This is a genomic window from Desulfosarcina cetonica JCM 12296 (assembly GCF_001311845.1).
Taxonomy (GTDB): Bacteria; Desulfobacterota; Desulfobacteria; order Desulfobacterales; family Desulfosarcinaceae; genus Desulfosarcina; species Desulfosarcina cetonica.
In genome coordinates this window covers 1-23622 of record NZ_BBCC01000096.1, presented here as the reverse complement: position 1 = coordinate 23622, position 23622 = coordinate 1, and the positions used below count along the sequence as shown (strand labels likewise).

The following is a 23622-nucleotide window of genomic DNA, read 5'->3' as shown; positions in this document are numbered from 1 at the left end:
CCCCGAGAGCACAAGATCGCCCTTGACCAGCATCAGGTTAACATGCTCGCCCAGCAATTTGATTTTTTGGTAGCTGTCCGACGTCGAGGTCCTGTTCATGGCGGCGACGACTTCATCGAGCATGGTCTTCAATTCAATGACGATTTTATCGAAAACGGCGTTTTGCGTCACCATGCCCAATGACGCGACGATCCCCTGGGCCTTCTCGATCAGTTGCCGCGCCTTGTCCCGCCGATCCAGCTTCAAATACCGTTCGGCATCGTAGATGGTCTGGCGGACCGTTGTCAGGGGCAGGTAGTAATCCTTGAGCGCGAGCAGACGCTGCCGTGCCTGATCGATTTTTTCGAGCATGTCGATCGCGTCGGTTTGGGTGGCCTCCCCGTAAGCCGCGTCCATCAGTGCCAGGCTGCGATCGACTTCGGTTTTGATGGCATCGAAGTTGGTCGCTTCGAAAACCGGATTCCACTCCTGCGGTTCCTGCCCGCACCCGCTTAAAATCACCACCAACAACACCCAAAGACAGTTTCTCAGCATGTGACTTCTTCCTCTCGGGAAGTCATTCTTCCCCTGAAGGGTTGACCGGATCTTGTGTTGAATCCCTTACCTAGGATTTCCCTCTTTTTCCGATCGAAGTCCAGTGATATATCAACGGCGGCGTTTTTTGGAACCATCTGCCATGTCGGCAACCCCGTATTGGAGAAATTCCCATGCTTCAAATTTTGTATAAACATATCGACAAATTAAAATATGGTTGGGTGATAATGGGTATCGTTTGGGGGAGTATCATGGGCCCCATGGCGCTCTGGGCCGAAGGCCAAGGCGCACCGCCGCCCGATACCAGCCGGCCGCACAGCCACAGCGAAGCCCCAAAACCCCTTCGGCATCTGCCACGGTCGACAAGGCACTGCAGCAACAGCAGGTTCTGCAGTGCCTGAACCAAATCGCGGTCTCATTGACGCATATTCTGAATTACAACGACAAGGTGGTGCTTGACCAGGAATACAACACCATCATCAACAATCTGAATTTGAACAATATTCCCGATGCGGACATCATCACCCTGCTTCAGGAACTCATGGATCTGTTGACCATTTCGAAAATCAATGACCAGGAGCGGGAATACCTGCTGACAACCTATGACAAGAACGTTCAGAACGAGCTCAAGAACCGGCTGAGATCGAAGATTTTCGACACGGATCTTTTGATCAACCCCTACACGACCATTTTGAGCGCGTTTCTCAATGTGGGCTCCTTCTACTTCAACTACCGGTCCCAAATGGGCACCTACAAGAAGGAAAAGGAGGAGAAATTCTGGCAAATCGAATCCAAAACCATCCAGGGGATCAATACGTTCTATAAAAAGCTGCTTAAATATTCCTGGGATCTGATGCAACGCTACGACATCGCTGACGAATGGCGGCTGAACGAGAAACAGCTGAGCGATTACACGGCCATTTTAAAGGAGCCGGACATGGCCCTACGCTATCGCAAACTGGAACGGATTGAAAGCAGCTTCCAGAAATTTCCGCCATACTGGTATTACCGGGGGCAGGCGGCTCAGGAAACCGATCAAAAAGAGGCGGCGCTGAAATGTTATCAAACCTTTCAGAAGATCCATCTGGGAATCATGCGAAAGGATCCCTATGCGGCCTCGGTCGCCATGAGCAAGACCATGCTGACCCAGGAACAGGGCGATCCGCAAAAGGTAAAAGCGGACCTGGAGCGCACCCTGGCCAACTCCGAGGACAGTGATTGGGGCAACATCCTCTTCGCAGCCCTGCAATATGCGCGTTTGGGGGATGCGGACATGGCCGGCAAGCTGATCCTGCGCAATCTGGACAACGGCAACAACGCCTTCATCGATTCCCCGGACATGATCCGGTCGGTTGGCCCGGCCCTGTTGCTCAACGCCCGTGCCGACGTATTCGACCGCGTCATGAACACGGTCCTGGAAAATGACAAGGTCAAAAATTATGATGTTCTGTGGCTGTACGGCCAGCTTCGCAACCGTGATATCCTCAAGCGGATCGAGCCGGAATTCAATCGTGTGATGCTGCTTTTTGCCAAAAAATCGGCATTCAACCCATTCAATCTATTCACCGGCGACAACCTTGCACTGCTATTGCCCACGCGTTGGATGGCGGACAATCTGGCCATTACCCTGCATGTCAGTACCGAGACAAAGGAGCAGGACTTCAAATCCGACAAAACGGCCCTGCTGCCGGATTTTCCGGAGATCACCGTCTTGACCTTCGAAAACGTGCTCTCAGGCAAATCGTTCATCAAGAAAAAACGCCTGGCCGAGATTTCCGTTGCCCTGGTGCGCGAAAAGCTGCTCTCGGACCCGGGTGAAAAAGAGGCCTACAATATCGAGATGTATTTCCAGACCCATGTGCTGCCCGCCGACGCACAGCAGGCCAAACTCATCAAATACACGAACTACCTCAACAGTACCCGTAGCGTCAAAGCACCGCCGATTGTGGCCAAGGAAAACCATCCCAAAAAGAAAGCCAGCGGTGACCTGGCTTTGTGGTTTGCCAAGGAAAAAATCGTGCTCAACGGCGAGGCCTTCCTCTGGACCGACGGCGGGGTGGTTTTCGATTCGGGCGCGATGGTGAAATAAACAATTCACCCTGTTGACATTCATGCCGAATCTATGTAAAAGGCGCCTTTTGCATTGAGCGGGAATAACTCAGTGGTAGAGTGCGACCTTGCCAAGGTCGAAGTCGCGGGTTCAAATCCCGTTTCCCGCTCCATTTTTTAGTTTCATCTTCTCAGCGTTGCGGCACCTTTCCGATCAATTGGTCTCCCAATACTCCGGCGGCATATCCACGGCCAGGGAAAGTGCGCCGTCGGCGCCGCCGAACAGCGGATCCGAAACGGTGCGGACATGGCAGGCCCCGTATTCCTGGAGCACCTTTTCGACGTGCTCGCGTAATCCCCGAATCTGGCTGCCGCCACCCGCCAGGATGATGTTGTTGCGGACTTTTTTCTGAAACTCCGGGTCGAATTTGGCGATCAGTTCCAGCATGGTTTCCACCAGCCCCGGCAGAATGCTTTCACAGGCACGCCGCATCTCCGCGGTGATATCGTGCATGGTCGGCTTTCCATCCACCGGGATTTCAACGCGGATCTCATCTTCCGGATCGCCGACAAAACTGTGCGCTTCCTTGAAGCGACGGACCATGTTCAGGGTGAAATCCGCATGGGGGTAGCGCTCGTGCAGATAGGTCTGAAGCAGGCGATCGATGTGGTCACCAGCGGTGAAGACCGTCCGCTGATCCTCCTCGGCGGGAATCGTGCCGGACATGATGCAAAAATCCATGGTGCCGGCACCGATATCGATGACCATGGCATTGTTCAATGCATCCAGGCCGTAGGCGACCGAAAACGGCTCGGTGACCACCATGATTTCGTCCGCGAAATCGGCCACGAGACGCTTGATGGCCATCTTGTTGGCCTTGAAGGATTCCGAAGGCACACCGACGATGGCCCGCGTCCGCTTGAAACCGTTATTGGCCTTGGCCTGCTGAATCAAATGGCCGACCAATTCCTTGACGGCCGCCTCGCTGCTCTCGGAATCGTCCCGGATCACGCCACTTTCCAGCGGCCGCGAGATGTTCAGCGACAGTCTGTTCTCAAGGGCCTCATCACCGAACAGGATCGGTTTTCCCAAAAGCTTGCGGGCCACGAAATCCTTGGGCCAGCCGACATAGCTCTCCACCCAGCTTTTTTTGCCGTTGCTTGCCGATATAGCGCTTCGGGAGGTGCCAAGATCGATGCCGATGTTGAGGATCGCACCGTTTTTCTTAGGGGTCTCTTTTTCTTCCGGGCCGTCATCGGTATGGACTTGATTGTTGCTCATCTTCATGTTCTCCTTTTGCGATTTCAAACGCCTGTGCCTCCAAGTAGGAGACGATGCCTTCTTCGATATACGAGGCCACCTTTTCGCGGTAGCTGGATAACGCCAGTTTGGCTTCCTCTTCCGTGTTGGACAGGCAGGATATCTCCACCAACACGCTGGGAATCTCGATTTGCGAAAGCACCACGAAGGGTGCCATTTTGATCCCGGAATTAAGGATTTGGGCGTCCTCGTCCTTCATATTGGCGAAAAGCCGATCCTGGATGCCGGCCGCCAGCCTGGCGGATTCCTGACGTTTTAACGTGTTGCCGATATCCTTGATGATGGCGTCCAGTTCGCCCACGGAAAAATTGGACGCTTTGTTTTCCTGCTCGGCCAACCGCAGGGCCTCAATGTTCAGGGGCGGGCCGAAATAGTAGGTTTCAATGAGATTGACCCGCTTCTGGGGCAATGAATTGACATGCACGGAAATGAAGATGTCGGCCGCGTTGGCTTTGGCATAGTCAACCCGCTGGGCCAGTGAAAGGGTCCGGTCGCGGTCCCGTGTCAAAAGCACCTTGAAGGCGTTCAGCCCGTCCAAACGCGCTTTCAGTTTCATGGCCACATCAAGTGTAATGGCTTTTTCCTGTACGCCGTTTTCGCCGATGGCCCCGGGGTCCTTGCCGCCGTGCCCCGGATCGATGACGATGGTTTTCACCCCCAGTCCGAACAGGGCCGACAGGCGCACGGACGTGTTGGTGGACAAAAGGAGGTTGAAATCATCAAGATGCGGATCAACCGGTTCGGGCCAGTTCCAATACGGGTCATGGGGCGGCAACGGCGCTGGCGGTACCGAGAGCGACTTGATGCCCAAATCGATATCCATCAGGGCTGTGGACACGGGTCGGTTTTTATCGGAATGCGCCACCGTCATTTTTTCTTTAGGTACATTTTCAGGTGCATTTTCATGCTTGTGTTCAAGCGGTGCCTGGTGGGCAAAGGAACTGATCCCCAGGGCACAAACGACCAAGATCAGGCGCAGAAAATGGATAAACGGCTTGTTTGGCTTGGGGGAAGCGACCGCTTCGGCCGGTCTTCCCGCAAACTTCAAATTATCGACGTAAATTCCCCGCAGGATCGCCCGTTTTAATTCTCTGTTGCGTGTGCCGTGCGAAAGCATGTCCCATAACACTCAAAAGGAAGCCTGGATGGACGCGTAAAAAATCGCATTTCCCCGCAGCCTGGCCAAAGGGTTTGGCTGTTTCACCCTGATTCGGCATCAGCAATATCCATGCCGGCAAAAAAAGAAGCCCTCGGATGAAACCCGTCCCGAAACCCGGCTGTGAAAATAGTCTGATGTTTCAGTGTGATGGGAAAATGGGGGACTTTGTCGGAGGCGCTGAGGCACGAATGCGAACGATGCCGCACCGCCGCAACCCATGGCGGGCCATCATGACGGCGGCGACGGTTGGTTGACGGATGTCAACCCATCGGCAGTCCCTGAAGCAGGAAGAGGCAAAGCCCCGCCGCGAATCATCCGGCAGCGGGGCTTTGCATTGTATTGTGGCAGGGTCAAGACGGTCAGACGGTGGGCTGCCGATGCCCGGCTTTCTCCCACTCCTGAACCTCGCCTTCCGAGACCTCTTCCCAACCGGTGATCATGGCCCGCACATGGGCGGTGACGGTGTGGCCGGTGGTGGTCATGTAGATATGCACGATCACGAAGCAGAGAATCGCAAAGGCGCCGGCCGTGTGGACGAAGGCGACCTTGTCCAGGGTCAGCCAGCCGATGCCCCAGCGCGTCCAGTCGTTGTAGCCCCAGTAGAGGAAACCGGAAATCATCTGCACGGGCAAAAGAACGGCGGCCAATGACAGGTAGACGAGACGCTGCAAGGGGTTGTGCTTGGCCTCCTTGCGCTTGGGCACCGGATGCTTTCGCCCTTGAAGATCCCGTAACTGTAATACAGAATCACCTGGAACATCTTCTTGGTGGTGGGAATGTACTGTTTCCACTCGCCGGTGGTGAAGACCCAGAAGACAAAAAAGACGAAAGCCACCAGCCAGGTGAGTCCGACGGCGTTGTGCACCTCCACCGCCGCGTCGAAGCCCAGGAAGGGAAAGGCACCATGCACTTCGAATCCGGTGATCAGGAGCACGAAGATCAGGGCCATCTGGAGCCAGTGCCAGAACCGCTCATAACGGGTGTAAAGGTACATGTTGACCTTGTTGCGGGTAGACATGGCTACTTCTCCTCCTTTCTGCCGTTGGTGAAGATGCGCATCAGGCCGTGAATGGTGACCCCCAACAGGTTCCCCAGCACCAGGATCAGCCCCAGCGAATCAAGCAGTTGGAACTTGTCACGGCCGGGCATGTAGAAGCCGGCCAGGTCGGCCATGCGGCTGTCGCCGCGCGTATGGCACTCGCTGCAGGCCAGCGCATTCTCGCGGGGGGCCACCATGTGGGTGATGGGAAACACATAGGTGGTGTCAACGAAATCGAATTCGCCGGAGAAGGGAATCCCCAGGGCTTCCTGGCCCTTGGTCAGCGCCCGGTTCCAGTCGAGGGTCGTCCAGTACCCGTCGGGTCCGGAAAGCATGGGACCGAGCAAGGTTTTGTTGACCTTGTCGTATGGCTGCTTGCATGGTGGACCTTGAAGGGAAAAATGCGCGCATTCTTGTCCTCCCGGGAACCCAAGGATGGCTCACCGCCACGACCTTGCTCGGATCGATGGGATCCTTGGCGGTGATGCTGCTGATGGAACCGTTGTACCAAAAGTATTCCGGCTTGACGTTCTTGGCCCATTTGAACTGCCCCTTGATGGACATGTAGTCGTGCTTGCCGAACGCGTCTTCGGTTTTATACGGTTTGCCGTCCTTGCGTTTTCCGGCCTTGGACCAGTCCCAGGACACCTTGGTGGGGTTGACCCGGGCGAACGTGGGAATGTGGCAGCTCTGGCAGGCAACCTTGTCCGTGTGATCGTTGGCCTTGGATTCGGATTTGTGCGGGGTGCTGCTGTGGCAGGACTCGCAGGTGATCTTGGTGGCCAGGTCGTCCTCGATCAGGCTTTTGCGGTCGCTGGCCGCAGGCTTAGTGTAGACCCGCCCGGCAATGTTATGCAAGGTGGTGGTATGGCAGCGGGTACACTGGAAATTGCGACCGTCGATACCCATATGCACATCCAGGGCCTTGTTGGGCTTGGTCAACGAGGTGTCCAGATCGCCGTGCTTGACCCCATCACCGCCGCCGCCCTTGAAATGGCAGCCACCGCAGTTCTGGCGCTCGGGCCGGACCACGGCCTGTACGGCAGCACGGATGTTGCCGCGAATCTCATCGGCAATCGCCTGCTCTTCCGGGTCATCGGATCCGGCAAAAGCGGCAAGATCCTCGAAAGACTCCCCCCAATTGATCGACTTCTGACCATGACAGTTGAGGCAATTGACGGCCACGGTCTCCTCGCCCCACCCGGGATGACAGGAGAGGCAACTCTTGTCCTGCATGCGATCCGTGGAGATACAGAAGTTGTTGATCGAGTCGCCGCCCTTGCCGAACTGGTGTCCCTTCTCATCCGTGTAGGCATGCCAGGTCCAGTGAATGGTCTTGTGGAACTGATCAGCGCTTCCGTGTGACAGGAAAGGCAGGCTTGGGTCACTTGCGGCCCGGAGATAAAATCCTTCTGCAAGGCCTCGAGCCGTGAGTGATCGACGGTAATCCACACCTTCTTCGCTTTGGTGGCCTGGTCCGCCATGGTCAGGCCGGGTGCCCGCTCCTCCTCGGTTTCCGTAGCAAGGCCGGTCGCTGCCGGAATGAGGGCGGCGAGCAGCATAAAAAGCAGGCTGCCGCTTAACATTTTCCGGCACCTTGGGTTTGACCTCATCGCGCCCCCCCTTTTTTTATCGGGTTTTATTATTTGCATTTGGCCGGCGAGGGGGAATCGGCCGCATGGCTGTAAAGATAAGCGTAAATATCGGCAAGCTCGTCGGCGGAAAGGGCATCCCACTCGGCCTTGCAACCGAAATCCGCGAAGTCCTTTTTCTCGAAAGCGCGCGTCCACTGGGCCTGGGTCTTGGCATCCGGGCTGATGGGCGGTTTGGCCGAATCGACCTCGCCCCGCGCATTGCAGGCTTTGTAGACCTTGCGGTAGGTGTATTTGCCCTTGCGGTCGTTGCCCATATCCAGGGCGAAGCAGGTACCAATGGCGGAAATCAGAAAAATCAGTACGGTTACGCTGAACAATCCTTTTTTAAACATGATGTCTCCTTCTTGAGGATAAAATTTAAGATGATAAAATCTGGTTGACTGAAAGGGATTTCAATTTCTGCTAAAAAACCAGGTAACGGTCCACATTGGCCAACATTTCGGCGTTTTTTGCCTGGGTGGCGAAGTCCTTAAACCCCACGCCGGGCACTTCGCCTTCACGGCCGTGCAGGCCGTTGGCCCGAAAGCTGACATCACAGATCGACAGCTTGGCCTTCCCGACCAACTCACGGAATTGCGGATGCAGGGTCAAGAGCACACCCTTGCCGGTGAAAAAAAATGTTGACCGCCTTGCCTTTGTCATGAGCCGCGGTGGTCAGATGGACCACATGGCTCAAATGTTTATCCGAGCTGACCAGTATGCCTAGGGAATCACCCATGCGTTTCCTCCTTGGCAAGATGATTACCACCAACAGATCACCTTGTCGTTTTCGAAGATTTTGTCCACCAGCGCCGGCCAGTCCACCGGCGTCTCGTAAAGCATCACCACCGATGCGGTGTTGTCCATGGAGAGCGACGCGGTAAACTTCTCCACCGTCTCGTCGGGCTCGGACCTGAGGATGTGAAGCACTTTCATGATGTGTCCTTCATTTTGCGACCGGGGTCGGTTAATCGGTTAAAAGGGAATGACGACATCGGCGGCGATGATCTTCTCTGCCACATCAGCCATGGTCACATGCTTGAAACCGTACTTCTCCACATTGGCCGAATGGTTGGAAAAGCGTTCCCCTTCCATCTCGTCGATAAATTCCATGTTGTCACGGTAGGCCTCGTCCATATTGGCAATCTCATGGTGCAGCACGAACATCTGAACCAGGGTATCTTCCAGAAGGAGCCCCAGGCTGGTGCGCAGGCCTTCGTACTGTTGTTCGGGGTCCCGAATCAAAACGGCTGCCGTCTTCATGCCTGCCCTCCCGGTTTAATTCTTCATGATGTAGTAATGGGTAACGCCCTTCTCGCCGTCGACCATGCCCAGGAAGCGATTGCCGTTCTTGGCGCCGAAATCGGGGATATCCTTTTTGGAACCGGGGTCGGTTCCCAGAATTTCCAGGATCTCTCCCGTCTTCATGCCTTTTAGGGCCTTCTTGGTTTTCAAAAGTGGCATGGGGCAGCTGAGCCCGCAGGTATCCACGGTCTGGTGGGGTTTTAAGGTATCCAAATCCATTGTCCTTCTCCTTGTTTGTTTAGAAAATCACCAGTTTTTCGGTTTTCTCATTCCAGCCGGCCATCAGCGTCCAAAGCAGCAAGACGGCCATGAACAGCGGCAGCCCCAACTGCCATGAGAAGACGCCGGGCAGGTAGAGCCCCTTACCTAAATAGTGGCGGATATGGTAGGCCTCGATGAAACGCATGGCCGCGGCATTGGTCAGGGCGAAGGTCACCAGGGTCACCCCCAGCTTGGTGTGGCCTTCGGCCAAGCGCCAGAGGGTGCTGCTGGCACACCCGCCGGCCAGGAGCATGCCGAGCCCGAAGATCGTGCCGCCCAAAAGGCTGCCCAACCAAAAGGGATGATACACGCCCATGGTGTCCGGCTGGATGTAGTTCCACTTGATCACCGCCGAGCCGAAACCGTAAACCATCAGGCTCAACGACACGACCTTGACCATTTCGGCCTCGCCGGTCATGAAGGGATCGCGAAACGCCCGGACGAAACAGAAACGCGAACGGTGCATCACCAGGCCGATGAGCAGGCCGAAAATCAGCAATCCGCCAATGCGGGCCTGGTCCACGGCGGCATACAGGTATACCGCGGCAATCAGCAGAATCCCCAGGATGCCGCCGGCAACGGGCTGAAACCGCTGCCAGACGACCGACCATCCGCTCTCGGCATCGCTGCCGGTGGTCGTGGTGGCCGGCGGCAGGTTCTCCATCTCCCAGAGCAGCACCTTTAACCCCAGCCAGGCGCCCAGGCCCAGGCCGATCATCATGGTGTAGCCGCCCATGGAGAAGACACCGATGGCCGAATAGAATCCGCCCACGTTGCACCCGCCGGCCAGCGCCGCCCCGAGTCCCATGAGAATGCCACCGATCAATCCCTTGCCGTACTCACGAAGCGGTGCCCGGCGGGCCTTGAACTGTCGGCTGAGCAGGGCCGAGGCCATGGCGCCGGCCAGGATCGCCAGGTTGGTTACCGATTGGGGATCCATCCAGGGGGTCGCGGGACGGTCACCGCCCAGGCCGATCAGGTAGTAAAACCACTCTCCCCAGTTGCGGTATCCACCGGAAATTCCCCACATGCCATTCCACAAAAAAATCATCAGGGCCAACACGGCAATGAGAATACCGGCCATATACCCGGACCAGGCATTGACGAAGAGAAAACGATACCCATTGGTCAATTGTTCCTTCAAGCTGCGCAGCAGACCGTCCTCGCCCACAGGGCACCTCCTGTCGTGAATGGGGCTGTTAGTATCTGAAGGTCAGGCTGAGATAGCCATCCCAGACTTCATCGATTACCGGGTTCAGGGCATTGAGCGAGCTCAGGTCGCTGATCTTCATCGGCTCGCCCATGGGGTTGCCGCTGCCGGTGTACTCATAGTCGTAGTAGCGCACGCCCAAAGTGGCGAAGAAGTTGTCCCGATAGATCGGCTGGTGCCAGTAGGCTTCGTACACCTGTCCGCGCACGGCCAGCTTGCTGCCCACCAGGGAGTCCTCGGCACCGCTGAAGTTGAACCAGTATTTGGATCCGTAGTTGTACTCCAGGCCCAGCCGGGCGTTCCAGGGCATGGGGAAGACCGCCCCGGCGTAGATCATGTAGCCGTCCCGCGATTCAAGCTCGCCGTTGGAATTGAGCAACCCCATGCCCATCAGCTCGTAGTAGGGATTCTCGGAGGTCGACGAGGGATTGGTGTGGCTCCAGGAGCCGGCGATGAACAGATCGATATCCTTGTCGAAGCGTTCCTGCAAATTGGTGCGCAGCAAAAGGGATGCGGCATCCCAATCGCCGATCTCGGTCATGGGCTGCAACCGGCTGATATACCCGCCGGTATTGGGCTCGAAGATATACTGATCGCCGCTTTTCGAAACGATGAAGGGCATCACGGTCAGGCCGGTGAAGCCGTCGGTGATGTCCCAGGCATGGGCGTAGTTGAACACCGCGCTGGTGGAATCGTCGTCGAACAGGGTTGCGATGATGCCGAACATATGCACGTCATCCACATCCGGCTGCTGACTGCTCAGGGCATAGGTATTGCCCCAGTCGCCTTCGAAGCCCACCCCGTAGCAGAGCTTCAGGGCAGCCCCGGGAATGCCGGTCACATCTTCCAACCCCATGTTGAAGGAGGCGCCGTCAAACTGCCAGTTGATGATCGTGGCCAGGGGCGAGCCGCCCTCCAGGCTGTTGTTGCTATATTCCAGGGGCGCCCCGTCGGTGGAGGGCCGCCGCCCCAGGGAAAAGTTGGTGGGAACGGATCCCCAGTCCTTCTTATAGTTGAAATACGCCCGCTCGAGCCGGATGGTATCGCCATGGGGCAGGCTCGAGGTGTTGCCGTCCAGGGTCACATCGCCCAGACTGCCCTGGTTGACCTTGACCTCGGTGCTGTCACCGAACACCTTGTAGGCCGCCAGCCGGCCGGTGAAACTGAGCTGGTCGGTAACCTTGGCCGCCATGTTGAGCCGGAACTTGTTGGTCAGGATGATGTCGTTGTTGGCATCGTACTTTTCCGGTGCCGGGATCTGGGATGAGCCAAGCGCCTGCTGGATCTGGGGCAACGTGCTTCCGCTCATGCCCATAAACTGATTGACAAATGCCGTCGGCGCCACCTGCACATCCTTGTACTGCAGGGTATCGGCCCGGCTGCGCAGTTCAACCCCCAGAGAGATGCGATCCGTGGCCGTGTGCAATTCGGCCTTGTTGAGCCGGTCGTCCATCTCGTCGAGGGTCTCCGCCTTCTCCTGCTTTTCTGTTCCAGCGCCACCAGCTTCTCCTGAACGGCCGCCATCTCCTTGGCCATCTGCTCGAGCCGCTCCCTTAACAGCTTCACCTCATCCGCCGCCGATGCGACGGCGGGCGATGCGGCCCATAACAAAAGCCCCATCAGGGTTAGCGCGGTCGTCCGCCGCCATCCTCGATCGATCATGCCGCCTCCTTGTCCTGGTCCTGGTAAAATGGGTTAACCGTCGAATCATCTTTTCTTGGCATATGAACCGGTTGAGCAACGCTTGTGCCAGCACTGCCAACAGGACCCGGAAAGCGCTATAATCAGCTGTAGATATTTAAAAATTCAAAAAACTGGGGAGGCTTGAAAAATGATTGCAGAGAGGTTAAGTTAATAGATGTTAACTTAACAGATTAACACCTTAACCACGGATGTTAACACAGCCGGGAGCGCTCATGGATATTGCCAAGTACTGGAAAACCATCGTCGATACCCTGCAGGACGGACTGCTGGTGGTCGACCCCAGGGGACGCATCGTCGCCGCCAACCCGTCGGCCGAGCGAATCACCGGCTACACCGCGGAGGAACTGATCGGCAAGTCATGCCGTATCCTCAACTGCTCCGGCTGCAAGATCATCGGCAAGGGGGCTGGTACCGATTGGTGCGGGCTGTTTTCCAGGGGCAGCATGAAAGAGAAAAAATGCCTGATCACCAACAAGGATCAGCACTCAATCCACATCGTCAAAAGCGCGTCGGTGCTCAAGGATAAAGATGGCCAGATCATCGGCGCCGTGGAAACCCTGACCGACATCACCGAAAAAATCCGCCAGCAGCAGGAAATTTCCAGCCTGCGCAAGACCTTCCATCTGGACGAGGGCTATCATGGCATCCTGGGCAAATCTCAGATGATGTTGAACCTGTTCGAGATGATTGAAAATGTGGCCCAGTCGGACACGCCGGTGATGATTCAGGGTGAAAGCGGCAGCGGCAAGGAACTGGTCGCGCGGGCGATCCATCGGGCCAGCAACCGCAGCGAAAAGCCTTACATCAAAGTCAACTGCGCCGCTCTGAACGAAAACCTGCTGGAAAGCGAGTTGTTCGGCCATGTCAAGGGGGCCTATACCGGTGCCGACCGCACCCGCGCGGGACGTTTTGAAGCAGCCCACGAGGGCACCATCTTCCTTGACGAAATCGGCGACATCCCGCCCGCCATCCAGGTCAAGCTACTACGCGTGCTGGAAGAGCGCCGCATCGAACGCGTGGGTGACAACCGGTCCATTCCCGTGGACGTACGGGTCATTACCGCGACGCACAAGAATCTGGAATCCCTCATCGAACGCGGGTTGTTTCGCCAGGACCTCTACTTTCGCATCAACGTCTTTCCATTGCACTGCCCGTCCCTGGCGCAAAGGCGCGAGGATATCCCGCTGATCGCCCAGAGCTTCATCCGGCGCAACGCCATCAGCAGCGGCAAGAAAATCCTCGGGCTGACGCCGGAGGCCCTGGAAGCGCTGACGGGCTACGCCTGGCCGGGAAACGTCCGGGAACTGCGCAATGCCATCGAATATGCTTTTGTTCTGTGCCAGAGCGGCGGTATCGGCCTTCATCACCTGCCCCACAAAATCATGCATGCCTCCGGTGAACCGGAATCGACCTGTCATGACGATCCGGAATGCGCCCAGACCGAGCGTGAGGCGTTGATCGGGGTATTGCGTCAGGCGGGGGGGATTCAGTCGAAGGCGGCCGAAATCCTGGGCGTCAGCCGGGTGACCGTCTGGAAACGAATGAAAAAGTATGGTATCGATATCCGCCGTGACGTGAATTGAAGCCTCACCGCCACACCCGCGGTTCGACAGCCCGCCAACCGTACCCATATCATCGCAAGCGTTCAACGAATCGGGTTGACTTTTATACCACTTGGTGGCATCTGATTTCTCTTGGTCTCTGGTTTTAACGCAACCATGCGGTCAATCGCCATCACTCTGGCGCCATCATTCTGAACGAAAGAGGGCCCATGGCCGCGTTCATGTAAGGCTGGCGGCCAACCGGTCACCACGTTCCCGTGGAAATCCAAACGGTACACAGAAGGCGCATGGACAATATACGTTTTAGCACCTACCGCAAAAAACTGAAAAAAACCCAGAAGCAGATGGCCCAGCTGTTGGGCACGTCCATCAAGGCCATTCACAGCTATGAGCAGGGCTGGCGATCGATCCCCGTGCATGTGGAGCGCCAGCTCTATTTTCTACTGGCCCAAAAGCTGTGTTCCCGCAACGGACACGTCTTCTGCTGGGAACAGCGCGAATGCCCGCCGGAACAGCGTCAGTTATGCCCGGCCTGGGAATTCAACAGTGGGAAGCAATGCTGGTTCATCAACGGCACCATCTGCGAAGGCATCGTGCACAACTCGTGGCAGGAAAAAATGGCCCTTTGCCGCACCTGCAGCGTTTTCAAGGCCATACTGGCCGAAATCGATCGTCATGAGTGAATATATCCAACACGATCAGCAGGGCGCCTCGGTCGGCCTAGTCGAAAAGCAAACCTTTACTTTCGCCCAACCGCCTACTGCCATGCCCCTGGCCTGCGGCAGCCCCCTTGGGCCGATCACCATCGCCTTTGAAACCTGCGGCCGGCTCAATGCCGCGCGCGACAATGCCATTTTGATCCTTCACGCCCTTTCCGGCGACGCGCATGTGGCCGGTGTGCATGCCCCCAGTGATGAAAAACCCGGTTGGTGGGATTTCATGGTCGGGCCGGGCAAGGGGATCGACACTGACCGCTATTTCGTCATCTGCTCGAATATTCTGGGCAGCTGCATGGGCTCCACCGGTCCGGCGTCCATCGATCCGGCCACCGGCCGGCCTTACGGCCTCACCTTTCCGGTGGTCACCATCGGCGATATGGTGGAGGCCCAGAAAGCGTTGATTGATCATCTGGGGATTCAGCGGCTGCACGCGGTCATCGGCGGTTCGGTGGGTGGCATGCAAGCCCTGGAGTGGTGCGTGCGCTACCCGACAAAGGTTGAATCGGCCATTTTGCTGGCCACGACAACGCGTCACAGCGCCCTGGCGATCGCCTTCAACGAAGTCGCCCGACAGTCCATCATGGCCGATCCCAACTGGAACGGCGGCGATTACTACGGCGGCCCCAAGCCGGACATGGGGCTGGCCGTGGCGCGCATGATCGGGCATATCACCTACCTTTCGGACGCGTCCATGCGCCTCAAGTTCGGCCGACGGCTGCAGGACAAGGCCGATTTCTCTTTCAATTTCGATGCCGATTTCCAGGTGGAAAGCTATCTGCGCTACCAGGGGCGCAAGTTCGTGGAGCGTTTCGATGCCAATGCCTTTCTCTATATCACCAAAGCCGCCGACTATTTCGATCTGGAGCGGCATCACGGCAACGGATCGGCAGTGGCGGCCTTTGCCAAAGCGCGGGCGCGCATGCTGGTGGTCTCCTTCACCTCGGACTGGCTCTACCCCACCTACCAGTCCCGGGTCATGGTCAAGGCCATGAAAAAAAACGGTCTGGATGTGAGTTTTTGCGAAATCGAGGCCCAATGGGGGCACGATGCCTTCCTGATTCCCAGCCCACGCCTTTCCGGCATCATGAAAGGATTCCTTGACGATGACCACATCCCCTGAGGCCCAAAACGGCATTCGCTACGATCTTCGGATGGTGGCGTCCTGGATTCCCGAGGGGGCCAGTGTACTCGGGCTGGGCTGCGGCGACGGGGTGTTGATGCATTACCTGAAGACGCATAAGCATGCCGTCTGTACCGGTATCGACATCGATGAAGCCAGCGTGGCCAGTTGCATCACCAAGGGCGTGACGGTCCTGCAGGGGGACATCAACGAGGAGGTCAAGGACTATCCCGACAACGCCTTCGATTACGTGATCCTGGCCCAGACCCTGCAGCAGATCTATGATCCGGCGCCCCTGATCCGGGAAATGCTGCGCGTGGGCCGCAAGAGCGTGGTCAGCTTTCCCAACTTCAGCCACTGGCGGGTCCGCCTGATGCTGCTGTTGACCGGCCATGCCCCGGTGACCCCGCAACTGCCCTACCAGTGGCATGACACCCCCAACATCCGGGTGATCACCCTTGCCGATTTCAGGCGCTACGCCCGCCAGGTGGGCTTCAGGATCCTCAAGGAAGTGGCCATTCATACCGATCGACAGGTCAAATCCGGCCGGGTGGTCACCTTTTGGCCGGACCTTTTTGCCACCTATGGTCTTTATCTCATCGCCAAGAAGACCCTCTGAGCAGCGTATTCACCGCCGTCAGCCGCAAAAAAAGGATTGACACCACAATGTGGTAATTTTTTTCTTGACAGGGATGGGGGCGCCACTTATCTTGAATGTACACCCCACATGTACTACTCAACTCCTCTACCCTCGGCGGCTCTGCCAACTACCCCACACCGGCAGAGCGTCCTTCCTTTTAAAGGTCATACACCGTTGCATCCCTTTTTGACGCCCCATGGGATTTGCTCGGGGAGGCATTGTCTGGCGCCGTCTTTTCTGTTAAGGATGGCCAGCGTTTGATCGATCCAGGCTACCTGATCGTGTGGCGATAAATTCGCCGAATTTGTTGAATCCAAAGGATATTTTCAACCCATGAAATCATTTGAAGCCCTTTTTGCCGAGCTGAGCGCCAAGGCGGCCCGCAAAGACCCCCTTTCGGGAACCGTCAAGGAGCTGGAGAAAGGAATCCATGCCATCGGCAAGAAGGTGATCGAAGAGGCTTGCGAAGTGTGGATGGCCGCCGAACACGAGGGCCGCGAGCGCACCGCCGAAGAAATCTCCCAACTGCTCTACCATGTCCAGGTCATGATGCTTGCCTGCGAACTGGATCTTGAGGATGTCTACCGTCATCTTTAATACGGATTGCTCACACGACGCTAACTTGGTTTGGCGATAACCGGTCATCGTCCCCATCCGCTTACGAATAAGGAACCGTTTACCATGCTGAAAATCGCGCTTCCCAATAAGGGGTCGCTTTCCGAAGATGCCGTTCAACTGATCCGCGAAGCCGGCTACAACTGCCGCCGCTACAGCCGCGAGCTGATTGTCTTCGACGCCCGCAACCAGGTGGAGTTTGTCTTTCTGCGCCCCCGCGACATCGCCATCTATGTGAGCAAGGGCATCCTGGACATGGGTGTCACCGGCCGCGACCTGACCCTCGACAGCGGTGCGGAAGTGGTGGAACTGCTCTCCTTGGGGTTCGGCCGGTCCACTTTCTGTTATGCCGTACCGGCGGAAACCGACCTGACCCCGGATCAATTGAACGGCCGGCGCGTTGCCACCTCCTATCCCCGACTGGTGACCGCGGATCTTCATCGTCACGGCATCCAGGCGGAAATGGTCCACCTGGACGGCGCGGTGGAGATCTCCATTCGACTCGGGGTAGCCGATGCCATCGCCGATGTGGTCCAGACCGGCCGCACCCTTCAAGCGGCCGGCCTCAAGGTCGTCGGCGAGCCGATTCTGCAGAGCGAAGCGGTGCTGGTGGCACGTCGCCAGGATATCGAGAAGGAAGAGCCGGTCCATCAGTTCATCGAACGCATCCGGGGCATCGTCGTGGCCCGGGAATATGTGATGGTGGAGTACGACATCCCCGAAACCATGCTCGAAATGGCGTGTGTGATCACACCGGGGATCGAATCGCCCACCGTCTCCCCGCTTAGCAAAAAGGGTTGGGTGGCGGTGAAATCCATGTCACCGAAAAACGATGTGAATCAAATGATGGACCGCTTGACGAAAATCGGTGCCAAGGGGATTATCGTCACCGATATTCGCACCTGCCGGATCTGACACTTGGTGCCGGACGTCTCCAGTCCCTTTAGCGGAAAAGAATCATGCCAAAATAGGTAACCGTGTTTTTGCCGTTGGAATACCTGGCCCCCACGTTGCGAACCAGTTCGACCACATTGATGCCACAGGCTTCCACCGACGGATAGGCCTGGTCCGGGAACCGGCACAGCTCTCCGTCCACATAGGCGCACGGATTACAATGCCGGCAGGGCCCGGCACCGAGCAAGAGGAGTGCTTTTTCCGGCCATTTTTCCTGGCAGGCCGCCTTGATCCGGCGCAGGGTTTTGTCGAAATCAACGGCCGCTTTGGTCATCGCTTCAAAATCAAAGCTATCTTGGGTCGGATAGGCCTTGGAGACCAACAGACCCTGGGTGAATGACCGGATGATCACTTCCCATTCCGCGATATCCTTCACGCCGGGCGGACACATGTGATTCCTGCCATAGTGACCGCAGGCATTTTGCTCACATAATTTGCGCACTTCCGGATTAACGGAAATCTGCGCGACATCGATCCAGTGGTGTTCGGTCATCCCGTTGTCGGTCATCAGCCGTTTTACCGGCGCGGCCCAATCATTTTCCACAGTCATTATCCCAGCTTCTTTTCACAAAGGTTGGTGGGTATCGGTGCATCCTTTCACCGGCTTGCCCGAATCGATCCATGACCATCGACCGCTTTTCCACCGGCGGGTGCTTTCCTAAAGGGAAGCACCTGTATGCGTTCATCCCGAAAAAATCAAGAGAAAGACGGCGTCGTAATCAGGCGGTCCACTGATCTGAGCGGTTCTTTTTCAGCGGTCGATTGAAAATTGACGGCACAGGGCTTATAATTACCACATTGTGGTAATGTTTCATCCGGCGAATCGGACGGACGCAATTTTGATAGACTCGTAAAAAGTTGCATTTCCGACGGATTCGTAAAAAGCCCGAGATCAAGGCTTGCGAATCCCGAGAATACCGCTATCGCGGGTGCCGTAGGAGCGTACTTAGCGTACGCCGCAGTGACGAGGGATGAAGCGTAACGCCGATATCGGGCTTTTTACGAATCCGTCAATTTTCGTGATGCGGCTAATCCAGGAGGTTGGAAACGCCATGGATACCTTGCTTCTGAATGGAATGCTGGCGCTCTTGGCCGGCAGCCTGCTCAACTTCATGCCCTGCGTGCTGCCGGTGATCCCTTTCAAGATACAGGCGATCCTCAAAACCACCAACGGCAGCATGGCCGCACGGTCCAATCGGCGATGGCACTGATGGCGGGCAGCCTGATTTTCTTTGCCAGCCTGGGGGTGGTCAGCAGCTTGCTGGGCGTTATGTGGGGGCAGTTCTTCCAATATCCGATCTTCAGGATTTTGTTGAGCCTGTTTTTCCTGGCATCGGCCGTTGCAACCTTTGGGGGTTGGTCTGTCCGGCTTCCCCAGGCGGTATATCGTCTCTCGCGAAGCGGTCACCTGACCGCTTTTCTCACAGGCGCGCTGGCCGGTCTTCTCTCCACACCCTGTTCCGGCCCTTTTCTCGGGTCGGTACTGGCCTTTGCCGCCACCCGCCCGCCCATGGAAAGCGTGGCTATTTTTTGCGCCATTGGGGTGGGACTGGCCGCACCGCTGGGATTGCTGCTGCTCTATCCCGGCTTGCTGGCCCGCATATCTTTTTCCGGCCGCTGGGCCGTCTTGCTGAAGCGATGGCTGGGCGTGGTTTTGCTTGGGGCGGCACTTTTTTCATCCAGGATCAGCTTTCGCCATGGATGCGCCAGCTGGGCTGGTTGGGACTGGTGCTGACCGCCGCCACGATGCTTGCCATGCATGTCACCGCCGGATCACGCAAGCGGTTCCGCCCGGCATTCATCGTGGCCATCGCCATGGGCGCCATGAGCGCCATTCACTATTTCCCCTTAAATGCCGGCGGCCAGGGCATCCCCTGGCAAGTCTACAGCGACACCCGGCTGGCCGATAGCGCCGGCCAACCGCGGATCGTCTATTTTGGCGCCGACTGGTGCATCAATTGCCAGGCGTTGGAAAAAACCACGTTCACCGATCGTGACCTCCAACAGGGCCTGGCAACCATGGGCTTCACGCCCTTGAAAGTCGATCTGACCCAGATAGACGATCAACGGCGCGGCGTTTTTGAACGCTATGGCGGCTATGCCATTCCCTATGTGGTCCTCCTTGACCGGAATGGGCGGCTCGTGGAGCGTTTCACCGGTGTGGTCGGCGCGGCCCAGCTAAAAACGCAAATTCAACGACTCGCCCAGATCCGCGGGTGAAATGGAGGCATACCATGGCCCAGACAGTTGGTATCGTTATTGAAACCCAAGACGACGGTCATGCCGTGGTGATGGCCGAAAAAGAGCAGGGCTGCGGCAGTTGCATGGCGCTTGCCCAATGCCACGCAGGCAGCGCCGGTCATACGCAAAAAACGGCAGCCATCAACCAGGCAGGCGCCAGCGTGGGCGACCGGGTTACCCTGACGGTCGCCTCCGGCGCCCTTCTCTCCCGCATGGCGGTGCTTTACCTCGTTCCCGTGATGGGGATGTTGGCCGGCGCGTTTTTGGGAACCTACGCCAGTAGTGCGGGTGGAAGTGATGGTCGCAGCATCGCCTTCAGCCTGCTGGGTTTCCTGTTCGGCTTCGCGATTTCGGTGGTCATCTCCCGAATCTGGTCGTCACGCCAGCCGATCCAGGCTGTCATCACCCGCATCATCCCGCCCGGAAACTTGATGGCGCCGCCCCGGCCGGCTGCTGGCTGCGGCTGTGGAAAATGAATGCAACGCTTTATGCGTTCATCCCTGCGCTACCATGCGCACCGACCAGACGCTCGCCCCCCTTCGTCCCAGGCTGCGGTCAATGCATCGATAAATTTGTGGTTGGCCTTGTGCATGGGCAGACGCGTCAATCCCTTGAGGCTCACCCAGCGGTGGGATGGGTTTTGCCGGAGGCGTACCCGCCCGGCCACGTATCGGCACAGGTAGACGTCGGCGGAAAGCGTAAAATGCGTGTAGGCGTGCCGAATGCGGGTCAAACGGCGGACAACCCGGATGGTCAGGCCGGTCGTCTCGGCCATTCCGGCTTCAATCGCCCCAGGGGCCGCCCCTGCCGGATCCATCGGAATCGCGGGGAACTCCCACAATCCACCCAAAAAGCCTTCCATCTCCCGTTGGACCACCAGCAGCTTATCTTTCTTAACAATCACACTAATCGCCAGATGGCGATGGGGCACTTTACGGGCCGAGTCCCGCTTCGGGTATTCGGCCGTCGCGCGATCCTGATAAGCCCGGCAATGGTCGGCCAGGGGACAGGCGGCGCAATCCGGATGTTTCGGTCGGCAGACCAGGGCACCCAGTTCCATCATGGCCTGGTTGAAGTCACCCGGCCGCAGATGACAAATCAGACGGTCGCGTATTGCCGGAAAAAGGGGTGTGCAGCGCTTCGATTGACGGGGGTATCCAATTCGAAAAGCCGCGCCAGCACCCGTTTGACATTGCCATCCACGACAGCGATGACCTGGCTGAAGGCGATGCTCAAGACTGCCGCGCAAATGTAGTCGCCCACGCCGGGAAGGGCGCGAAAAGCGACGGGGATCCTCGGGGCACCCGGCCGGCATGCCGGGAGACCACCGCGCCGGCGGACGATGCAGGTTCCGGGCCCGCGAGTAGTATCCCAACCCTTCCCAAAGCTTGAGCACGCGCTGGATGTCTGCCCGGGATAAGTGGAAGGGGGTGGGGAAGTGCTGCATGAAGCGGTGGTAGTAAGGAACCACCGTGACGACCTGGGTCTGCTGAAGCATCACCTCCGACACCCAGATGGCCCATGGATCGTTGGTTTCCCGCCAGCAGGCGGCGTCGATGGGCCGTGTACCAGCCCAGCAAAGAACGGCGAAAGTTCTCCGTATCCAAATAAAATTCTCCTGTCCGGTTGATGCCGGTCAGCCATGTAGCACAAATTTGCACCGGCGGCCAGACAGGCCATCAAGTATCCATCCGAAGCGGCGATAATGACTTTCAAGGTGCGTGACACCTAACCAATCCGCTGCCGCGTTAAAGCCACGACGAAGCCTCGTGCCCGGTACCCCAGAAAAGGATGGATGGACCATGACCCGAATCAACGCCAAGGATTTTATCGAAGAGTTGCGTTTTGATATCCGCGAAAAAGATATCATCAAGGCCAAGCTGGTGCTTTCCAAGATCGGTGCCGTTGACGATAACACACGCAAAATGGCCCTGTTTGAAATTAGCCGGGCCGATGATCCGTTTGCCATTCCGGTGATCGTCAACCTCATTGCCGAGTACCGCGACCTGGCCCGCGCCTACCGCAGATGCGGGAAGTCCTTTATGCCAAGGCCCTCGATCACCCGGAAATGTTGCTTTCCATGCTAGCCCGCGAGTCGCGGCGTGAAAACCGTGTGGTCCTCGTGGAAGTTGCCGGGGAGATGCGCCTTGAAGGTGCGGCATCCTTATTAATGGGGATCCTCAATGAGGATGAGGATGAGGTCGTGATCAAGGCCGTCGTCACGGCCCTGGGACTGATTGGTGAAACGGCCGCCACCACGGCCATATCGGAGTACCTTTATTCCGGCAACCTGGAATTGACCATTGCGGCGATCTACGCCCTCGGCCAGTTGGCCAGCCCCACGGCATTCCAGCGCCTGGCTGAAAAATTGGGCGCCGACTCAGACCTGGACATCATGATCCTCGATGTTTTTGCCACCGACCAGAGTCCGGCCGCCATCGCCCGGCTCAACGAGGGACTCTCTTCTCATCATGCCCATCTACGCAACGCGGCCAAACAACGCTTGAAGGAAATGAGCGGCAAAGCCGTGCCCAACCTGATCAACAACCTGCTCCACGATGACACCGACCTGCTCATCCACACCCTCAATTTGCTGGGTGAGATCGGTGATGAGAGCGCCATCGTGCCGATTCGCAAGCTGTTGCACAACGAACCGAAAGACGCCAACGTACGTTTTGCCGCCTATGAGGCGCTGGGCATGCTACCGGTGGGCAAGGGCGCTTTCGCCCTGGCGCAGGGGCTGGCGGATCCGGTGGAAAACGTGCGTGCCGCCGCCGCGGGCGCCATCAACCGCAATTACAACACCATGCTGGCGGCCGGGCTGAAAAACATGGTCCGTGCCGGAAACACCGAAACCCGTCAGGTGACCGAGGCCGTGCTTAACGGCGGCTGTGATACCGTCTTCCTTGACCTGGTAGAAGAAGAGGCCTTTCAGACCTGCGCGCTCGAGTTCCTGGCCAGCAAGGCACACCCGGACATCCGCGCCCACTTTGTCGAACTGATGCGCAAAACCGGTCATGCGGATCTCGTCTCCGGAATCGACGCCACCGTAGCGGACCATCAGGCGCCCACCCTCAAGGTGTTTGCCGTCGACGATTCGAAGATGGTGCTGAACATCTATCGTGGCGCGCTGCACCGTCTGGGCTGCGCCCCCCAGCTGTTCGAATTTCCCGCTGAAGCACTGAAAACCGTGGGCCGTGAAAAACCGGATGTGATCTTCACGGACCTGAACATGCCGGAAATCAGCGGTATCGAACTCATCCGTGAAGTCCGCCGCCAATACGACAAAACGGTCCTGCCGATCATTATGGTCACCACGCAAAACGAAACCCAGGACAATGACGCCGCCACCGAGGCCGGCGTCAATGCGATCCTACACAAGCCGTTTACGGCCGAAGATCTGGGAAAAGCGCTCAGCACCCTGGGCAAACTGCCTGCAGAAAAAACGCCTGGAATGAAACCACAGCGTTCAAAACAACGGTATGTCATCCGTCCCATTGGAAGAAACGACTGGACGAAAACGACGTTCCGATGGGGCATCAATGGGCCGGGGCG

At 57.3% G+C, this 23622-nt stretch carries 27 protein-coding genes, 1 tRNA gene and 1 pseudogene; 14 read left to right on the top strand and 15 right to left on the bottom strand.

Annotated features, from left to right (window positions below; genetic code table 11):
- A partial coding sequence (locus JCM12296_RS19925) for a hypothetical protein (RefSeq protein ID WP_054697103.1) occupies nt 1–534 on the bottom strand: 534 nt, incomplete at its 3' end.
- 238 nt (nt 535–772) lie between these two features.
- On the opposite strand from JCM12296_RS19925, the gene JCM12296_RS19920 reads away from it, so the two are divergent.
- Both JCM12296_RS19920 and JCM12296_RS19915 read left to right on the top strand, forming a co-directional pair.
- Nucleotides 773–2623 carry a tetratricopeptide repeat protein gene (locus JCM12296_RS19920; RefSeq protein ID WP_054697100.1) on the top strand — a complete coding sequence of 617 codons (1851 nt, stop codon included), beginning with the start codon at nt 773–775 and terminating at the stop codon, nt 2621–2623.
- A 58-nt stretch (nt 2624–2681) separates the two neighbouring features.
- Nucleotides 2682–2756 (top strand) — tRNA-Gly (locus JCM12296_RS19915).
- 41 nt (nt 2757–2797) lie between these two features.
- Here JCM12296_RS19915 and mamK read toward each other — a convergent pair.
- The 12 genes and pseudogenes from mamK to JCM12296_RS19870 all read right to left on the bottom strand — a co-directional run bounded on the left by mamK (nt 2798) and on the right by JCM12296_RS19870 (nt 11965).
- A complete protein-coding gene (gene mamK / locus JCM12296_RS19910; protein ID WP_054697097.1) occupies nt 2798–3865 on the bottom strand; it encodes a MamK family actin-like protein in 1068 nt (355 codons plus the stop codon).
- Nucleotides 3837–5021, bottom strand: coding sequence for an N-acetylmuramoyl-L-alanine amidase family protein (locus JCM12296_RS19905; RefSeq protein WP_054697094.1), 1185 nt, complete (start codon nt 5019–5021; stop codon nt 3837–3839). The genes mamK and JCM12296_RS19905 overlap by 29 nt, the downstream gene beginning before the upstream one ends.
- Before the next feature lie 401 nt (nt 5022–5422).
- Entirely contained in the window at nt 5423–5734 is a 312-nt protein-coding gene (locus JCM12296_RS47820) for a cytochrome b/b6 domain-containing protein (RefSeq protein ID WP_281492084.1), read from the bottom strand.
- Nucleotides 5680–6081, bottom strand: coding sequence for a cytochrome b/b6 domain-containing protein (locus JCM12296_RS47815; protein ID WP_281492083.1), 402 nt, complete (start codon nt 6079–6081; stop codon nt 5680–5682). Before JCM12296_RS47815 ends, JCM12296_RS47820 begins: the two co-directional genes overlap by 55 nt.
- A gap of 2 nt (nt 6082–6083) precedes the next feature.
- Nucleotides 6084–7715 (bottom strand): annotated as a pseudogene (locus tag JCM12296_RS47805) (tetrathionate reductase family octaheme c-type cytochrome).
- Between the two features lie 29 nt (nt 7716–7744).
- The gene (locus JCM12296_RS19890; protein WP_054697091.1) at nt 7745–8089 is read right to left on the bottom strand and encodes a hypothetical protein; all 345 of its coding nucleotides are present in this window, start codon (nt 8087–8089) and stop codon (nt 7745–7747) included.
- Nucleotides 8090–8159: 70 nt separating this feature from the next.
- Nucleotides 8160–8399, bottom strand: coding sequence for a hypothetical protein (locus JCM12296_RS38595; RefSeq protein WP_157067766.1), 240 nt, complete (start codon nt 8397–8399; stop codon nt 8160–8162).
- Nucleotides 8400–8498: 99 nt separating this feature from the next.
- A complete protein-coding gene (locus tag JCM12296_RS38590; RefSeq protein WP_157067765.1) occupies nt 8499–8672 on the bottom strand; it encodes a hypothetical protein in 174 nt (57 codons plus the stop codon).
- A 39-nt stretch (nt 8673–8711) separates the two neighbouring features.
- Entirely contained in the window at nt 8712–8999 is a 288-nt protein-coding gene (locus tag JCM12296_RS19885; RefSeq protein WP_054697088.1) for a hypothetical protein, read from the bottom strand.
- Between the two features lie 15 nt (nt 9000–9014).
- Nucleotides 9015–9260: a sulfurtransferase TusA family protein gene (locus tag JCM12296_RS19880; RefSeq protein WP_054697085.1), complete on the bottom strand. Its 246-nt coding sequence runs from the start codon at nt 9258–9260 to the stop codon at nt 9015–9017.
- Between the two features lie 19 nt (nt 9261–9279).
- The gene (locus tag JCM12296_RS19875; RefSeq protein WP_054697081.1) at nt 9280–10473 is read right to left on the bottom strand and encodes a YeeE/YedE thiosulfate transporter family protein; all 1194 of its coding nucleotides are present in this window, start codon (nt 10471–10473) and stop codon (nt 9280–9282) included.
- A gap of 28 nt (nt 10474–10501) precedes the next feature.
- Nucleotides 10502–11965, bottom strand: a complete 1464-nt coding sequence (locus JCM12296_RS19870; RefSeq protein ID WP_054697078.1) for a DUF3373 family protein — start codon at nt 11963–11965, stop codon at nt 10502–10504.
- Nucleotides 11966–12428: 463 nt separating this feature from the next.
- Here JCM12296_RS19870 and JCM12296_RS19865 point away from each other — a divergent pair, with 463 nt between their 5' ends.
- The 6 genes from JCM12296_RS19865 to hisG all read left to right on the top strand — a co-directional run bounded on the left by JCM12296_RS19865 (nt 12429) and on the right by hisG (nt 17787).
- A complete protein-coding gene (locus JCM12296_RS19865; protein WP_054697076.1) occupies nt 12429–13799 on the top strand; it encodes a sigma-54 interaction domain-containing protein in 1371 nt (456 codons plus the stop codon).
- Nucleotides 13800–14065: 266 nt separating this feature from the next.
- Nucleotides 14066–14461: a helix-turn-helix domain-containing protein gene (locus JCM12296_RS19860; RefSeq protein WP_054697073.1), complete on the top strand. Its 396-nt coding sequence runs from the start codon at nt 14066–14068 to the stop codon at nt 14459–14461.
- Nucleotides 14454–15617 (top strand): homoserine O-acetyltransferase MetX, encoded by a 1164-nt coding sequence (metX, locus tag JCM12296_RS19855; protein WP_054697069.1) that lies wholly within the window; start codon nt 14454–14456, stop codon nt 15615–15617. Before JCM12296_RS19860 ends, metX begins: the two co-directional genes overlap by 8 nt.
- Nucleotides 15601–16236: a methionine biosynthesis protein MetW gene (gene metW, locus JCM12296_RS19850; protein ID WP_213182861.1), complete on the top strand. Its 636-nt coding sequence runs from the start codon at nt 15601–15603 to the stop codon at nt 16234–16236. The genes metX and metW overlap by 17 nt, the downstream gene beginning before the upstream one ends.
- Before the next feature lie 354 nt (nt 16237–16590).
- On the top strand, nt 16591–16854 hold the full coding sequence (locus tag JCM12296_RS19845) for a phosphoribosyl-ATP diphosphatase (RefSeq protein ID WP_054697067.1): 264 nt from the start codon (nt 16591–16593) through the stop codon (nt 16852–16854).
- A gap of 84 nt (nt 16855–16938) precedes the next feature.
- On the top strand, nt 16939–17787 hold the full coding sequence (hisG, locus tag JCM12296_RS19840) for an ATP phosphoribosyltransferase (RefSeq protein ID WP_054697064.1): 849 nt from the start codon (nt 16939–16941) through the stop codon (nt 17785–17787).
- A 28-nt stretch (nt 17788–17815) separates the two neighbouring features.
- On the opposite strand, the gene JCM12296_RS19835 is transcribed toward hisG, so the two are convergent.
- The gene (locus JCM12296_RS19835) at nt 17816–18376 is read right to left on the bottom strand and encodes a DUF2284 domain-containing protein (protein WP_054697061.1); all 561 of its coding nucleotides are present in this window, start codon (nt 18374–18376) and stop codon (nt 17816–17818) included.
- Between the two features lie 502 nt (nt 18377–18878).
- On the opposite strand from JCM12296_RS19835, the gene JCM12296_RS19830 reads away from it, so the two are divergent.
- From JCM12296_RS19830 to JCM12296_RS19815, 4 genes are read left to right on the top strand one after another with little or no spacing between them, the layout of a single operon-like run.
- Nucleotides 18879–19037: a hypothetical protein gene (locus JCM12296_RS19830; protein ID WP_157067764.1), complete on the top strand. Its 159-nt coding sequence runs from the start codon at nt 18879–18881 to the stop codon at nt 19035–19037.
- On the top strand, nt 19037–19561 hold the full coding sequence (locus JCM12296_RS19825; RefSeq protein WP_172683997.1) for a cytochrome c biogenesis protein CcdA: 525 nt from the start codon (nt 19037–19039) through the stop codon (nt 19559–19561). Before JCM12296_RS19830 ends, JCM12296_RS19825 begins: the two co-directional genes overlap by 1 nt.
- On the top strand, nt 19528–20046 hold the full coding sequence (locus JCM12296_RS19820; protein WP_054697052.1) for a thioredoxin fold domain-containing protein: 519 nt from the start codon (nt 19528–19530) through the stop codon (nt 20044–20046). Before JCM12296_RS19825 ends, JCM12296_RS19820 begins: the two co-directional genes overlap by 34 nt.
- A gap of 14 nt (nt 20047–20060) precedes the next feature.
- On the top strand, nt 20061–20543 hold the full coding sequence (locus JCM12296_RS19815) for a SoxR reducing system RseC family protein (RefSeq protein ID WP_054697047.1): 483 nt from the start codon (nt 20061–20063) through the stop codon (nt 20541–20543).
- Between the two features lie 29 nt (nt 20544–20572).
- Here JCM12296_RS19815 and JCM12296_RS19810 read toward each other — a convergent pair whose 3' ends face one another.
- The gene (locus JCM12296_RS19810; RefSeq protein ID WP_246804600.1) at nt 20573–21565 is read right to left on the bottom strand and encodes an NUDIX domain-containing protein; all 993 of its coding nucleotides are present in this window, start codon (nt 21563–21565) and stop codon (nt 20573–20575) included.
- 304 nt (nt 21566–21869) lie between these two features.
- Here JCM12296_RS19810 and JCM12296_RS19805 point away from each other — a divergent pair, with 304 nt between their 5' ends.
- Nucleotides 21870–22154: a hypothetical protein gene (locus tag JCM12296_RS19805; RefSeq protein WP_054697042.1), complete on the top strand. Its 285-nt coding sequence runs from the start codon at nt 21870–21872 to the stop codon at nt 22152–22154.
- The coding region (locus tag JCM12296_RS19800) for a response regulator (RefSeq protein ID WP_054697039.1) at nt 22148–23622 on the top strand (1475 nt) is incomplete at its 3' end. The genes JCM12296_RS19805 and JCM12296_RS19800, both read left to right, overlap by 7 nt.

Excerpts from the sequence above, each read along its gene's own strand:
- mamK (WP_054697097.1), bottom strand. The coding sequence starts at position 3,865 with ATGAGCAACAATCAAGTCCATACCGATGACGGCCCGGAAGAAAAAGAG.
- JCM12296_RS19905 (WP_054697094.1), bottom strand. The coding sequence starts at position 5,021 with ATGCTTTCGCACGGCACACGCAACAGAGAATTAAAACGGGCGATCCTG.
- JCM12296_RS47815 (WP_281492083.1), bottom strand. The coding sequence starts at position 6,081 with ATGTCTACCCGCAACAAGGTCAACATGTACCTTTACACCCGTTATGAG.
- JCM12296_RS19890 (WP_054697091.1), bottom strand. The coding sequence starts at position 8,089 with ATGTTTAAAAAAGGATTGTTCAGCGTAACCGTACTGATTTTTCTGATT.
- JCM12296_RS38595 (WP_157067766.1), bottom strand. The coding sequence starts at position 8,399 with ATGACAAAGGCAAGGCGGTCAACATTTTTTTTCACCGGCAAGGGTGTG.
- JCM12296_RS38590 (WP_157067765.1), bottom strand. The coding sequence starts at position 8,672 with ATGAAAGTGCTTCACATCCTCAGGTCCGAGCCCGACGAGACGGTGGAG.
- JCM12296_RS19885 (WP_054697088.1), bottom strand. The coding sequence starts at position 8,999 with ATGAAGACGGCAGCCGTTTTGATTCGGGACCCCGAACAACAGTACGAA.
- JCM12296_RS19880 (WP_054697085.1), bottom strand. The coding sequence starts at position 9,260 with ATGGATTTGGATACCTTAAAACCCCACCAGACCGTGGATACCTGCGGG.
- JCM12296_RS19870 (WP_054697078.1), bottom strand. The coding sequence starts at position 11,965 with ATGGACGACCGGCTCAACAAGGCCGAATTGCACACGGCCACGGATCGC.
- JCM12296_RS19865 (WP_054697076.1), top strand. The coding sequence starts at position 12,429 with ATGGATATTGCCAAGTACTGGAAAACCATCGTCGATACCCTGCAGGAC.
- JCM12296_RS19860 (WP_054697073.1), top strand. The coding sequence starts at position 14,066 with ATGGACAATATACGTTTTAGCACCTACCGCAAAAAACTGAAAAAAACC.
- metX (WP_054697069.1), top strand. The coding sequence starts at position 14,454 with ATGAGTGAATATATCCAACACGATCAGCAGGGCGCCTCGGTCGGCCTA.
- metW (WP_213182861.1), top strand. The coding sequence starts at position 15,601 with ATGACCACATCCCCTGAGGCCCAAAACGGCATTCGCTACGATCTTCGG.
- JCM12296_RS19845 (WP_054697067.1), top strand. The coding sequence starts at position 16,591 with ATGAAATCATTTGAAGCCCTTTTTGCCGAGCTGAGCGCCAAGGCGGCC.
- hisG (WP_054697064.1), top strand. The coding sequence starts at position 16,939 with ATGCTGAAAATCGCGCTTCCCAATAAGGGGTCGCTTTCCGAAGATGCC.
- JCM12296_RS19835 (WP_054697061.1), bottom strand. The coding sequence starts at position 18,376 with ATGACTGTGGAAAATGATTGGGCCGCGCCGGTAAAACGGCTGATGACC.
- JCM12296_RS19830 (WP_157067764.1), top strand. The coding sequence starts at position 18,879 with ATGGATACCTTGCTTCTGAATGGAATGCTGGCGCTCTTGGCCGGCAGC.
- JCM12296_RS19825 (WP_172683997.1), top strand. The coding sequence starts at position 19,037 with ATGGCGGGCAGCCTGATTTTCTTTGCCAGCCTGGGGGTGGTCAGCAGC.
- JCM12296_RS19820 (WP_054697052.1), top strand. The coding sequence starts at position 19,528 with ATGCGCCAGCTGGGCTGGTTGGGACTGGTGCTGACCGCCGCCACGATG.
- JCM12296_RS19815 (WP_054697047.1), top strand. The coding sequence starts at position 20,061 with ATGGCCCAGACAGTTGGTATCGTTATTGAAACCCAAGACGACGGTCAT.
- JCM12296_RS19810 (WP_246804600.1), bottom strand. The coding sequence starts at position 21,565 with ATGCTTCAGCAGACCCAGGTCGTCACGGTGGTTCCTTACTACCACCGC.
- JCM12296_RS19805 (WP_054697042.1), top strand. The coding sequence starts at position 21,870 with ATGACCCGAATCAACGCCAAGGATTTTATCGAAGAGTTGCGTTTTGAT.